12 protein-coding genes are annotated in these 12,488 nt (G+C 68.4%); 7 read left to right on the top strand and 5 right to left on the bottom strand.

Going from position 1 to position 12,488, the window contains the following annotated elements; genetic code table 11:
- Positions 1–15: 15 nt before the first annotated feature.
- Both J3476_RS20480 and J3476_RS20475 read left to right on the top strand, forming a co-directional pair.
- Complete coding sequence (locus tag J3476_RS20480) at positions 16–510, top strand: TspO/MBR family protein (protein WP_207068201.1); 495 nt, start codon at positions 16–18, stop codon at positions 508–510.
- A gap of 28 nt (positions 511–538) precedes the next feature.
- A complete protein-coding gene (locus tag J3476_RS20475; protein WP_207068200.1) occupies positions 539–1,330 on the top strand; it encodes an SDR family oxidoreductase in 792 nt (263 codons plus the stop codon).
- 6 nt (positions 1,331–1,336) lie between these two features.
- Here the strand turns inward: J3476_RS20475 and J3476_RS20470 are convergent, their stop codons facing one another.
- Entirely contained in the window at positions 1,337–2,434 is a 1,098-nt protein-coding gene (locus J3476_RS20470) for a dihydrodipicolinate reductase (protein ID WP_373889099.1), read from the bottom strand.
- A gap of 241 nt (positions 2,435–2,675) precedes the next feature.
- Between J3476_RS20470 and J3476_RS20465 the strand changes: the two genes are divergently transcribed.
- On the top strand, positions 2,676–4,511 hold the full coding sequence (locus tag J3476_RS20465; RefSeq protein WP_207068198.1) for an acyl-CoA dehydrogenase: 1,836 nt from the start codon (positions 2,676–2,678) through the stop codon (positions 4,509–4,511).
- Positions 4,512–4,956: 445 nt separating this feature from the next.
- Here J3476_RS20465 and J3476_RS20460 read toward each other — a convergent pair whose 3' ends face one another.
- Together J3476_RS20460 and J3476_RS20455 are read right to left on the bottom strand one after the other, a co-directional pair.
- The gene (locus J3476_RS20460) at positions 4,957–5,889 is read right to left on the bottom strand and encodes a TIGR03564 family F420-dependent LLM class oxidoreductase (RefSeq protein ID WP_207068197.1); all 933 of its coding nucleotides are present in this window, start codon (positions 5,887–5,889) and stop codon (positions 4,957–4,959) included.
- Positions 5,890–6,032: 143 nt separating this feature from the next.
- A complete protein-coding gene (locus J3476_RS20455) occupies positions 6,033–7,334 on the bottom strand; it encodes an acetyl-CoA C-acetyltransferase (RefSeq protein ID WP_207068196.1) in 1,302 nt (433 codons plus the stop codon).
- A 170-nt stretch (positions 7,335–7,504) separates the two neighbouring features.
- On the opposite strand from J3476_RS20455, the gene J3476_RS20450 reads away from it, so the two are divergent.
- The gene (locus J3476_RS20450; protein WP_207068195.1) at positions 7,505–8,857 is read left to right on the top strand and encodes a 3-oxoacyl-ACP reductase; all 1,353 of its coding nucleotides are present in this window, start codon (positions 7,505–7,507) and stop codon (positions 8,855–8,857) included.
- A 38-nt stretch (positions 8,858–8,895) separates the two neighbouring features.
- Positions 8,896–9,756, top strand: coding sequence for a MaoC/PaaZ C-terminal domain-containing protein (locus tag J3476_RS20445; RefSeq protein ID WP_207068194.1), 861 nt, complete (start codon positions 8,896–8,898; stop codon positions 9,754–9,756).
- Here the strand turns inward: J3476_RS20445 and J3476_RS20440 are convergent.
- Both J3476_RS20440 and J3476_RS20435 read right to left on the bottom strand, forming a co-directional pair.
- Positions 9,743–10,405 carry a TetR/AcrR family transcriptional regulator gene (locus tag J3476_RS20440; protein WP_207068193.1) on the bottom strand — a complete coding sequence of 221 codons (663 nt, stop codon included), beginning with the start codon at positions 10,403–10,405 and terminating at the stop codon, positions 9,743–9,745. The two genes, J3476_RS20445 and J3476_RS20440, sit on opposite strands and share 14 nt — an antisense overlap.
- A gap of 124 nt (positions 10,406–10,529) precedes the next feature.
- Positions 10,530–11,732: a glycoside hydrolase family 3 N-terminal domain-containing protein gene (locus J3476_RS20435; RefSeq protein WP_207068192.1), complete on the bottom strand. Its 1,203-nt coding sequence runs from the start codon at positions 11,730–11,732 to the stop codon at positions 10,530–10,532.
- Between the two features lie 69 nt (positions 11,733–11,801).
- On the opposite strand from J3476_RS20435, the gene J3476_RS20430 reads away from it, so the two are divergent.
- Both J3476_RS20430 and J3476_RS20425 read left to right on the top strand, forming a co-directional pair.
- A complete protein-coding gene (locus tag J3476_RS20430; RefSeq protein ID WP_152515025.1) occupies positions 11,802–11,975 on the top strand; it encodes a DUF2613 domain-containing protein in 174 nt (57 codons plus the stop codon).
- Positions 11,976–12,000: 25 nt separating this feature from the next.
- A partial coding sequence (locus J3476_RS20425; RefSeq protein ID WP_207068191.1) for an alpha-(1->3)-arabinofuranosyltransferase family protein occupies positions 12,001–12,488 on the top strand: 488 nt, incomplete at its 3' end.

Raw genomic sequence — 12,488 nt, 5'->3', positions numbered from 1 at the left:
GTACGGTGACAGACCATGGTGGCCGAATCCTCGCGAACCCGGCCGAAATCGCTGCTTGCGTTGGCGGTCTCGCTGGTCGCCGTCGCGGTGGCCTCGGGGCTGGGCGGGCTGGCGAGCAGCCGTGCGTCCGAAGAGTACGGCCGTCTCGAGCAGCCGTCGTGGGCGCCGCCGTCCTGGGTGTTCGGTCCGACGTGGACGGTGCTGTATCTGCTGATGGCGGTGGCGGCCTGGCTGGTGTGGCGTACCGGCCCCTCGGTCCGGTCGCGCCTGGCGCTGACGTTCTACGCTGTGCAGCTGGTGCTCAACGCGGCGTGGACGCCGCTGTTCTTCGGCCTCGGCTGGCGCGGCATCGCGTTCGCCGAGCTCAGCGTCCTGCTGGTGGTCCTGATCGCCACGGTGGTGATGTTCTGGCGGTTGAGCCGGCCGGCCGGCGCGATGCTGGTGCCCTATCTGTTGTGGTCGGCGTTCGCGCTGTCGCTGAATTTCGCGGTCTGGCAACTCAACTCATGACGCCAGCCGCTCTGGAAGGAGAATTCGAGTGAAGAAATCGGTGTTCATCACCGGGGCCGCCACCGGTATCGGCCGGGCGACCGCACTGAACTTCGCCCGCCGTGGCTACTTCGTCGGAGGGTATGACCTCGACGAGGCCGGGCTGAAGGTGCTCGAGGCGGACATCGCCGCCGTCGGCGGCACCGGAGCGGTGGGCCATCTCGACGTCACCGACGTCGAGGAGATGTCCACCCGACTGGCCGAGTTCTTCGCGGCCGCCGGTGACCGGCTGGACGTGATGATCAACAACGCCGGGCTGCTCACCGCCGGCGCCTTCGAAGAGATCCCGCTCGCGACGCACCACCGCGACATCGATGTCAACGTCAAGGGCGTCGTCAACGGTCTGCATGTCGGGTTCCCGTTCCTGCAGCGCACCCCGGGCTCCACGGTGATCAACCTGGCGTCGGCGTCGGCGATCTACGGGCAGGCCGAGCTCGCCAACTACAGCGCCACCAAGTTCTACGTGCGGGCCATCACCGAAGCGCTGAACATCGAGTGGGCCGGCCACGACATCCGCGTGATCGACATGTGGCCGCTCTACGTCAACACCGCGATGACCAAAGGGGTGTCCACCGGAACCACGCAGTCGCTGGGGATCCGGCTCACCGCACAGGACATCGCCGACGACATCGTCGCCGCGGTGGATGCGCCGTGGACGCGACGCACGCTGCGCCAGGTGCACTTCCCGGTCGGCGCACAGGCCAAGACGCTGGCACTGGCCTCACGGTTCTCCCCCGGCTGGCTGACCCGGCTGGTCAACAAGCAGCTCGCCCACAAGTAGCCGGCGTCAGGTCCAGCGCTGCGCCTCCAGCTGCGGGGGCAGCGGGGGATGCAGCGGAACGTCGAGGCCGTCGTAGATGCCCGGTTTCTGTTCGGCCAGCCAGGGCAGGGCACCGAGCAGCCGGTTGGTGGCGGTGGTGTTGCCGCCGTCGGCGCGGGTGCCGCCCGGCACGTCGGCGCGGACGACGATGGTCAGTTGCGGGTCGCCGTCCACGATCACCCGGTGGTCGCCGGCCCCGCCGCTGGCGGCGTCGTCGGGTTGTGGCCATTGCGGTGCGCACGAGGGATGGATCCGGGTGATGTGCTCGATGACGACCCGCCGTCGGCCCGCCGACCATCCGATGACCTTGAGGTAGAACGCCCCCTGCGTGCCCTTCTCGAACGACCCCAGCACCGTCTCGACGGTGTGCTCCAGCGCGACGCGTTCGACCTCCTCGGTGATGTCGTCGATCTCGATGCCCAGGCCGCGGCCGATCAGGCGGATGTTGCCGCCCCACACCATCGTCGGAATGGTCGGCAGCAGCATCATCGGCGTCTCGTCCATCGAGCCGCCGAAACCGCAGGACACCGTGACCGCGAACGGTTGGTTGTACGTCGAGTAGTCGAAGATCTCCTGGCACGTGATCGTTCGGATGCGGGTGCACAGCCCGGCTGCCGTCACCGCCAGTGCGTCGTTGCCCCACCCGGGGTCGACGCCGCTGACCAGGAGCGTGGCGCGCCCCTCCTCGGCGGCGGCGGTCAACCGCTGCACCCAGTCTGGCGGCGCGGAGCGCGGATCGTAGAGCGAGTACAGCGACGGGGTGACCACGTGGGCGCCGGATCGCAGACAGCGTTCGATGTCGGCGACGGCCTCGTCGGGGCGGATGTCCCCGGAGGCCATGTAGGCCACCGCGTCGCAGTCGGCCAGCGCCGCCGCCACGTCGGTTGTCGCGGCGATCCCGGTCTGTGTGTCCAGGCCGGCGAACGCGGCGGCATCCCGGCCGGCCTTGTCCCCGGACGAGGTGATGACACCGGTCAACCGCAGCCCCGGAAAGGCCGTCAGCGACCGGATCGCCGTCGTCCCCATGTTGCCCGTTCCCCACACCGCGACCCCGAGTTGCGACAGCACCCGGCCACCATATCCAGCGCCACGTGACCAGCATCACAAATCAGGAAAGGTGCAGCTCAGAAGCCCGCAGGGGCGGCGAAGCGCAGGTCGGCCAACCGCTCGGTTGGTCGGAGGCGGGAAATCGCCCACAGTCATCTTGCGTTGAAGTTACCAGCCGGTATAGTTACGCACAGTTACTGGTGGGTAACTTGTCCCGAGTACCCAACCGCAAGTGGCGTTCTCGATGAGGAGGAAACCCGTGGGCCACTACAAGAGCAATGTTCGCGACCAGGTATTCAACCTGTTCGAGGTGTACGGCGTCGACAGGGTGCTCGGCACCGGTGCCTACGCCGATTTCGACGCCGAGACCGCCACCGAGATGCTGGCCGAAATGGCCCGTCTCGCCGAGGGTCCGGTTGCCGAGTCCTTCGAAGAGGGCGACCGCAACCCGCCCGTCTTCGATCCCAAGACCCACACCGTCACGCTGCCCGAGGGGTTCAAGAAGTCGGTGCGCGCGGTCATCGAAGGCGGCTGGGACAAGCTCGGCATCGACGAGGAGCTCGGCGGCACCCCGATGCCCAGCGCTCTGTCCTGGGCGCTGCAGGAGCACATTCTCGGCGCCAACCCCGCGGTGTACATGTACGCGATGGGCGCCGGATTCGCCGACATCTTCTATCACCTCGGCACCGAGGAGCAGAAGAAGTGGGCCAAGCTCGCCGCCGACCGCGGCTGGGGCTCGACCATGGTGCTGACCGAGCCGGATGCCGGCTCCGACGTGGGCGCCGGCCGCACCAAGGCGGTCCAGCAGGCCGACGGCACCTGGCACATCGACGGCGTGAAGCGCTTCATCACCTCGGCCGACTCCGATGACCTGTTCGAGAACATCATGCACCTGGTGCTGGCCCGCCCCGAGGGCGCCGGCCCCGGCACCAAGGGTCTGTCGCTGTTCTTCGTGCCGAAGTTCCACTTCGATCCCGAGACCGGTGAACCCGGCGAGCGCAACGGCGTGTTCGTCACCAACGTCGAGCACAAGATGGGCCTGAAGGTCTCCGCGACCTGCGAGCTGTCGCTGGGCCAGCACGGCACCCCCGCCGTGGGCTGGCTGGTCGGCGAGGTGCACGACGGCATCGCGCAGATGTTCGACGTCATCGAGCAGGCCCGGATGATGGTGGGCACCAAGGCGATCGCCACGCTGTCCACCGGCTACCTCAACGCGCTCGAGTACGCCAAGGAGCGGGTGCAGGGCGCGGACCTGACGCAGATGACCGACAAGACCGCGCCGCGCGTCACCATCACGCACCACCCGGATGTGCGCCGCTCGCTGATGACCCAGAAGGCATACGCCGAGGGCCTGCGCGCGCTGTACCTGTTCACCGCGACCCATCAGGACGCGGAGGTCGCCAAGACGCTGCACGACATCGAGCCGGAGCTGGCCGTCAAGGTCAACGATCTGCTGCTGCCGATCGTCAAGGGTGTGGGCTCCGAGCAGGCCTACGCCAAGCTCACCGAGAGCCTGCAGACCCTCGGCGGATCCGGCTTCCTGCAGGACTACCCGATCGAGCAGTACATCCGCGACGCCAAGATCGACTCGCTCTACGAAGGCACCACCGCCATCCAGGCGCAGGACTTCTTCTTCCGCAAGATCGTCCGCGACAAGGGTGTGGCGCTGGGGCACGTGGCCGGCCAGATCGAGCAGTTCGTGAAGTCCGAGACCGGCAACGGCCGGCTCAAGGCCGAACGTGCGCTGCTGGCCACCGCGCTGGAGGACGTGCAGGGCATGGCCGCCACGCTGACCGGCTACCTGATGGCCGCGCAGGAGGATCAGGCCAGCATCTACAAGGTCGGCCTGGGCTCGGTGCGGTTCCTGATGAGCGTCGGCGATCTGATGATCGGCTGGCTGCTTTCCAAGCAGGCAGCAGTGGCCATCGAGAAGCTCGACGCCGGTGCGCAGGGTGACGACCGCGCCTTCTACGAGGGCAAGGTCGCGGTGGCGTCGTTCTTCGCCAAGAACGTCCTGCCGATGCTCACCAGCACCCGGTCCATCTTGGACAACCTCGACAACGAGGTCATGGAGCTGGACGAGGCGGCGTTCTGACCGTTCGCCCCAACCGACCAAGACGCCCCCGGACTCTTCCCGGGGGCGTCTTGCGTCGAGAGCCGAGTTCTGCAGGCATAGCGCGAGAAGTCCTCAGCAGAAGTCGGATCTCGGCGGGCCGGGGTGGATCCGTCCTCAATCGGACACTGCTCACACGGTGCGACCGCTCGTGGGGTGTGACGGCTCGTGGGGTGTGACGGCTCGTGGGGTGTGACGGCTCGTGGGGTGTGACGGCTCGTGCGGTGTGACGGCTCGTGGGTTACCACGGCCGAAAAGAGCTGCCACGACAGCGAATAAGGGCGGGTTCGGGAGGACTGTGGGCGCGTCACATCAGTCTCGCGCGGCCGACTTTCATCCCTTGTTCGGCTCTTCGGATAGGTCACTCCCGAACCCGTCGTGCGGTCGATGCTACCCCTGTGATACGTCTCACACCAGGGGGCGAATGTCAGTTGTCGGGCGCGTAGTCACGCAGCAGGGCGCGGGTTCGGGCACGCCCTTCCGGTGAGCTGTCGAACGGCGCGGCGACGAACTCGTCGACGCCGGCGGCCCGCACCTCGTCGAGGCGGTCGCGCACCGTCGCCTCGTCGCCGATGATCGCGGCGTCAGCCGGCCCGTCGTAGCCCTCGCGCTCCAGCATCGCGCGGTAGGACGGCAACGTGCCGTAGACGGCGAACTGCTCCGCGGCCTGCCCGCGCGCCCCGTCGACGTCGTCGGTGACGGCCACCGGCAGGGCCGCGACGACGCGGACCGCACCCTCGGGGCGGCCCGCATCGGCGGCCGCCTGGCGCAGGGTGGGGCTGACGTGACCGCGCAGCGTCTGCGGTCCGGTCATCCACGTGCACGTGCCCGACGTGCGCCGGCCCGCCAGCCGCAGCAGCTGCGGACCCAGTGCGGCGATGTACACGTCCGGACGCGGTGCGCCGGGGATCATCAGCGCGCCGCGGGTGGTGACCGTCTGCCCGGGCGCATCGGCCGCCTCCCCGGCCAGCAGCGGCAGCAGGCCGTCGAGGTACTCGCCGAGCCGACGCACCGGCTTGTCCCAGGGGATGCCCCACATGCCCTCGGTCACCGCGGCGTGCGTCATCCCGAGCCCGAGCAGGAAACGACCACCGCAGGCCAGGTTGAGCGTCAGCGCCCGCTGCGCCATCAGCATCGGATGCACGTTCTGAATCGGCACCACTCCACTGGCCACCTCGATGCGATCGACCTCATGCAATGCCACGGCCAGCACGGTGAGCAGATCAGGCTCGTAGGGCAGCTGGCTCATCCAGACCCGGCCGAAGCCCTCGTCGCGTAACAGCGTCAGGAACTCCACGGTGGCGTCGATCGGCGACCCGTCGCCGAGGCCGGAGAGCTGCCCGAACATGCTGATCTGCATGCCTGGACTGTAGCGCCGACGATTCCGCCCGGAACAGAAAAACCCCGTGTTGCCGTCGGGTCGGGGGGTCAGACGGCAACACGGAGCTATCCCGTGTATCGACCTCTCACAGCCCCGCGTTACAGGGCGGCGAAAGAAATTTCTTACGCCTCGAGAATCGCGGTGACACCCTGCCCACCGGCGGCGCAGACGGAGATCAGACCACGCACCGGCTGCCCCGTGTCAGCCTTCTTCTCGGCCAGCTGCTTGGCCAGCTGCGCCAGGATGCGCCCGCCGGTCGCCGCGAACGGATGACCCGCCGCCAGCGACGAACCGTTGACGTTGAGCTTGGACCGGTCGATGGATCCCAGCGCGCTGTCCAGGCCCAACCGCTCCTTGCAGTATTCCTCGGACTCCCAGGCCGCCAGGGTGGCCAGCACGACCGACGCGAAGGCCTCGTGGATCTCGTAGAAGTCGAAGTCCTGCAATGTCAGCCCGTTGCGCGCCAGCATCCGCGGAACCGCGTAGGTCGGCGCCATCAGCAGTCCGTCGCGGCCGTTGACGTAGTCCACCGCGGCGGTCTGGCCGTCGACGAAGTAGGCCAGCACGGGGATGGAGCGCTCCGCAGCCCACTCCTCGGAGGCCAGCAACGCCACCGAGGCGCCGTCGGTCAGCGGCGTCGAGTTGCCGGCCGTCATCGTCGCGTCCCCGTTGCGCACCCCGAACACGGGCTTGAGCTTGGCCAGCTTCTCCGGGGACGAGTCGGCGCGCAGGTTGTTGTCGCGGTAGAGACCCAGGAACGGCGACACGAGGTCGTCGAAGAAACCGCGGTCGTACGCGGCGGCCATGTTGCGGTGACTGGCCGCGGCGAGCTCGTCCTGATCGACGCGCTTGACGCCCATCTCCTTGGCGGTGACCGCGGCGTGTTCGCCCATCGACATCCCGGTGCGCGGCTCGCTGTTCACCGGGATCTCGACACCGACCGAGGCTGGCAGCTTGCCGACCAGCTTGAGGCGGTCGACGTTCGACTTCGCCCGGCGCAGACCGAGCAACACCCGGCGCAGATCGTTGCCGAACGCGATGGGAGCGTCGGAGGCGGTGTCCACCCCGCCGGCGGCAGCCGCCTCGTAGCGGCCCATCGCGATGCCGTCGGCTGCCGCGATCGCCGCCTGCAGGCCGGTGCCGCAGGCCTGCTGCAGGTCGAAGGCCGGCGTGTAGGACGACAGCGAACTGCCCAGCACGCATTCGCGCATCAGGTTGAAGTCACGGCTGTGCTTGAGCACCGCGCCGCCGATCACCGCGTCGAGTTTGGTGCCCTTCAGGTCGAAACGATCGGCCAAACCGTCCAGGACGGCGGTGAACATGTCCTGGTTCGATGCGTGCGCGTACGCGCCGTCGGCCCGCGCAAACGGGATCCGGTTACCTCCGAGAATGGCCACTCGGCGGGTGTTCTTGGTCTCAGCCACGTCTGCCTCCCGGCGTCGCGAGGAACATTGCAGTGTCGAGGGTCATACTACCCACCGTTCTTACTCTGGAGTAAGTTCGTGATCGACACGACAGTGGGGTACCCAACACCCGGCCGCGTCCAACGCGGCACGAATGACCGTGCACCTCGACTCACGCGAAAGGCAGCGCTGTGGCTTCCGATCTCCTGTCCCAAGTCGTCAACTCCGGCCCCGGTTCGTTCCTGGCCAAACAACTCGGAGTCCCGCAGCCCGAGCCGCTGCGCCGCTACCGGCCCGGCCAGGAGCCGCTGGCCGGTTCCCTGCTGATCGGCGGGGCGGGCCGCGTCATCGAGCCGATGCGCGCCGCACTGGCCGAGGACTACGACATCGTCGGCGACAACCTCGGCGGTCGGTGGGCCGACAAGTTCGGCGGGCTGGTCTTCGACGCCACCGGCATCACCGAGCCCGCGGATCTCAAGCAGCTCTACGAGTTCTTCACCCCACTGCTGCGCAACCTCGGCCACAGCGGGCGGGTCGTCGTCGTCGGCACCACGCCCGAGCAGGCCGGCTCAGTCGGGGAACGCATCGCCCAGCGCGCGCTGGAGGGCTTCACCCGGTCGCTGGGCAAGGAACTGCGCAACGGCTCGACCGTCGCGCTGGTGTACCTCGCGGCCGACGCGAAACCGGCGGCCACCGGACTGGAGTCGACGCTGCGTTTCCTGCTGTCGGCGAAGTCGGCCTACGTGGACGGACAGGTGTTCTACGTCGGCGCGGCCGACTCCACCCCGCCGGCGGACTGGGACCGTCCGCTCGACGGCAAGGTCGCCCTGGTCACCGGCGCCGCGCGCGGGATCGGCGCCACGATCGCCGAGGTGTTCGCCCGCGACGGCGCCAAGGTCATCGCCGTCGACATGCCCGACACCGCTGAGGCCCTCGCCGAGGCCGCAACCAAGATCGGCGGCACCGCGCTGACCCTGGACGTCACCGCCGCCGACGCGGTCGACCGCATCACCGAACACGTGGGCCAGCACTACGAAGGCAAGCTCGACATCCTGGTCAACAATGCCGGGATCACCCGCGACAAGCTGCTGGCGAACATGGACGAGTCCCGGTGGGACAGCGTGATCGCAGTGAACCTGCTGGCACCGCTGCAGCTGTCCGAAGGGTTGGTGGGCAACGGCACCATCGGTGAGGGCGGCCGCATCGTCGGCCTGTCGTCGATGGCAGGCATCGCCGGCAACCGCGGGCAGACCAACTATGCGGCGACGAAGGCGGGCATGATCGGCCTCACCGAGGCGCTGGCCCCCCAGTTCGGCGAGAAGGGCATCACGATCAATGCCGTCGCCCCCGGCTTCATCGAGACCAAGATGACCGAGGCGATCCCGCTGGCCACCCGTGAGGTCGGCCGCCGCCTCAACTCGCTGTTCCAGGGCGGCCAGCCGGTGGACGTCGCCGAGGCCATCGCCTACTTCGCCAGCCCGGCCTCCAACGCGGTGACCGCCAACACGATCCGGGTCTGCGGCCAGGCCATGCTGGGTGCGTGAGAGTTCATGAGTGACGCTTGCGAACGAATCGAGCAACCATGAGTGAAGGCGCACAGCCCTCCGGGCTGAAGAACCTGTTCTGGGCCGCTGCAGGCGCGCTGCCGTTCGTACCGCGCGGCGAGAGCCTGCCGAACCGCACGTTGACGGTGTCGGATCTGAGCATCGACCCCGATCACGTCGCCGCGTACGCGGGTGTGACGGGTCTGCGGTTCGGTGACCAGGTGCCGCTGACGTATCCGTTCGCGCTGACGTTCCCGACGGTGATGTCGCTGGTGACCAGTTTCGACTTCCCGTTCGCCGCGATGGGCTCGGTGCATCTGGAGAACCACATCACCCAGTACCGGCCCATCTCGGTGACCGACACCATCGACGCCGCGGTGCACGCCGAGAACCTGCGGGAGCACCGCAAGGGTCTGCTGGTCGATATCGTCACCGACATCAAGGTCGGCAACGACGTGGCGTGGCATCAGGTCACGACGTTCCTGCACCAGCAGCGGACGAGCTTGTCGGATGAGCCCAAGCCGGCGCCGGAGAAGCAGCCCAAGCTGGGTCCACCCAACGCGGTGCTGCGCATCACTCCCGGCGAGATCCGCCACTACGCATCGGTCGGCGGCGACCACAACCCGATCCACACCAATGCGATCGCCGCGAAGCTGTTCGGATTCCCGACCGTCATCGCCCACGGCATGTACAGCGCCGCCGCGGTGCTGGCCAACATCGAGGGCCAACTGCCGGATGCGGTGAGTTACTCGGTGCGCTTCGCCAAACCCGTGGTGCTACCGGCGACGGCCGGTCTGTACGTCGAGCGCGACCAGGACGGCTGGGAGCTGACGCTGCGCCACCTGTCGAAGGGCTATCCACATCTGACCGGAAAGGTCAGCCCGCTCACGCGCGGGTGACGGCGTCCGCGTCGGTTCCGGTGCCGAAATCGGTGTCCGGGACCGGCCCGGCCCCGTCGGACGGCGCACCTTTGAGTCCGAGCCAGAACAGGTTGATCATCAGCTGGGCGGCGTCGTCCACATCGGCGTCTCCGGTGCTGACCCGCGACGCCACCGCCTCGCCGGCCCCCACCAGCGCGACGGCCATCATGTCGAAATCGGTGTCCGGCCCCGGGAAACGGGTTCCGGTGCGCAGCAGCCGGCCGACCAGGTCGATGATGCGTTCACGACCTTCCCGGACCGTGTGGGCGAAGCGCTGCGAACTCGTCGCCTGGGTGTAGAGCACCATCCAGGAGGCTCGGTGCTCGTCGATGTAGCGCAGGAACGCCGAGACCGCGTTGCGCAACAGCTCCTTGGGGGCCTCGTCGAAGTCGATCTTGTCGCGGACCTCGTCGACGAACCTGCGCAGCTCGCGATCCAGGCACGCCCCGAACAGTTCCTCTTTGGAGCCGTAGTAGAGGTAGAGCATCGGCTTGCTGATCTGCGCGGTCGCCGCGATGGCATCCATGGACGTCTCGTGGTAGCCGTTGACCGAGAACATCTGTACCGCGGCATCGAGCATCTGCTGCTCCCGCACCGCACGGGGTAACCGTTTGGTTCCACCTGCCATGCGCGAGCCTTCCTGAGCGGGTCCGTGGGACCGAGAGCACTGTTCACCCGACAGTGTTCACCGGAGAAGAAGTTCACCGGAGTACAGCGAGCTTTTCACCCCAGGGTAAGCATCGACTGGCCGTTCAGCCGCCGCAGCGCGGCGAGGGCCCCTTCATCGCCACCACCCGCCGCACCGACGCGTCGACGTTGGGCAGCGTCAATTCACCGGCAGCAACCGCCGCCTCGAGCCGGTCGAGCACCGCCGGTACCTCCGCCGTGGTCACCCACAGCGCCACGTCGGCGCCGGCCTGCAAACCACGCAGCACGGCGTCGGGGACGCCGAATCGGTCGCTGATCGCGCGCATGCTCGACAGATCGTCGGTGAAGACCGGACCCGCGAACGGTGGGCCGCCGTAGTCACCGGAGCGCAGCAGCGCGTAGGCAGCCGGGCTCAGGCTGGCCGGCTCGCTGCCGGTCAGGCCGGGGACCTGCATGTGGCCGACCATGACGCCGACCGGTGCCGCGGAGGTCAGCGTGCGGTAGGGCACCAGATCCTGGTCCAGCAGCTGCTCCAGCGGCGGTGTCACGACACCTTCGGCATGCGAGTCGCCCGAGGCTTGGCCATGACCTGGGAAGTGCTTGAGGACGGGCAGGATGCCGGCGTCGCGCAGGCCCTGCGCGTAGGCCCCGGCGAAGTCGGTGACCACGGTGGGGTCCGAGCCGAACGACCGGTCGCCGATCACCGAGTTGTCGGCGGCGTCGGTGACGTCGACGACGGGTGCGAAGTCGATGGTGATGCCCATGGCCCGCATCTGGCGGCCGCGATCGGCGGCGATCTGGCGGACCTCCTCGGGGCTGCTGGTGCGTGCCAGCACCCGGGGCGAGGGTTGGGAGCCGATCAGGCTGGACAGTCGCGACACCCGGCCGCCCTCTTCGTCCACGCTGACCGCCAACGGCAGTGGTCCCGCCCCGGCAGCGATGTCCGACAGCGAACCGTCGGACAGCATCGACAGGTCCGTCCAGCTGCCGACCATGATGCCGCCGACGTGATGGCTGTCGGCGACCGCGCGGGCGTCCGCGGCTCCGGTCACGCCCACCATGAGCAGCTGGGCGAGTTTGTCGCGGGTCGACATCGATGCGACGACCGCGTTCGGGTCGCCGCACGCCGGCGGGGCCGGAGCGGCCGGTGGGGGCACCACGGCCGGCGGTACCGGACCGGCGGCCATCGTCACCGTCGAGCGGGGACCCGCGGCAGGTTCCTGCGCCGGAGACGCGCAGCCCACCAGCAGCGACGCCGCCGCCAGCACCCCGGTCAGTGCTCTCGGCACCGTCGTGCGTGTGACCATAGGCCCCGACAGTAGCCGGTCGATGCAGCAACGATCGAGCAGCACACGCATCGTGCTAGTTTGGCGGCCATGGATCGGTTTCTCGTGCCCGCGGCGGCCAGCATCGTCGTCGGCCTGCTGCTGGGCGCGGCTGCCGTGTTCGGGGTGACGCTGATGGTGCAGCAGGACACGAAGCCTCCGCTGCAGGCGGGCGATCCGGCGTCGTCAGTGCTCAACAGGGTCGAGTACGGCAACCGCAGTTGATGCGTCCGTAGCCTCGGTCACGCCGTTGCGACGGCGCTGGCTGTGGCTCGTCGGCGCGGTAGCTCTGCTCCTGACCTTCGCCCAGTCGCCCGGACAGATCTCACCCGACACCAAACTGGACCTGACGGCCAATCCGCTGCGGTTCCTGACCCGCGCGTTCGACCTGTGGAACAGCGACCTGCCGTTCGGGCAGGCCCAGAACCAAGCGTACGGCTATCTGTTTCCCCAAGGGACGTTCTTCCTGCTCGGCGACCTGCTCGAGATTCCCGGCTGGGTGACGCAGCGGCTGTGGTGGGCGCTGGTGCTGACCGTCGGGTTCTGGGGTGTGTTGCGCGTGGCCGAGGCCCTGCGCATCGGTACGCCGACCTCACGGGTGCTGGGCGCCATTGCGTTCGCGTTGTCGCCGCGGGTGTTGACCACGCTCGGCGCGATCTCGTCGGAGACATGGCCGATGATGCTCGCGCCGTGGGTGCTGCTGCCGGTCATCCTCGCGTTCCGGGGTGGGTCCGGAGG

The organism is Mycobacterium sp. PO1, assembly GCF_017312405.1.
GTDB lineage: Bacteria > Actinomycetota > Actinomycetes > Mycobacteriales > Mycobacteriaceae > Mycobacterium.
This window is presented reverse-complemented; position numbering and strand designations above follow the sequence as displayed.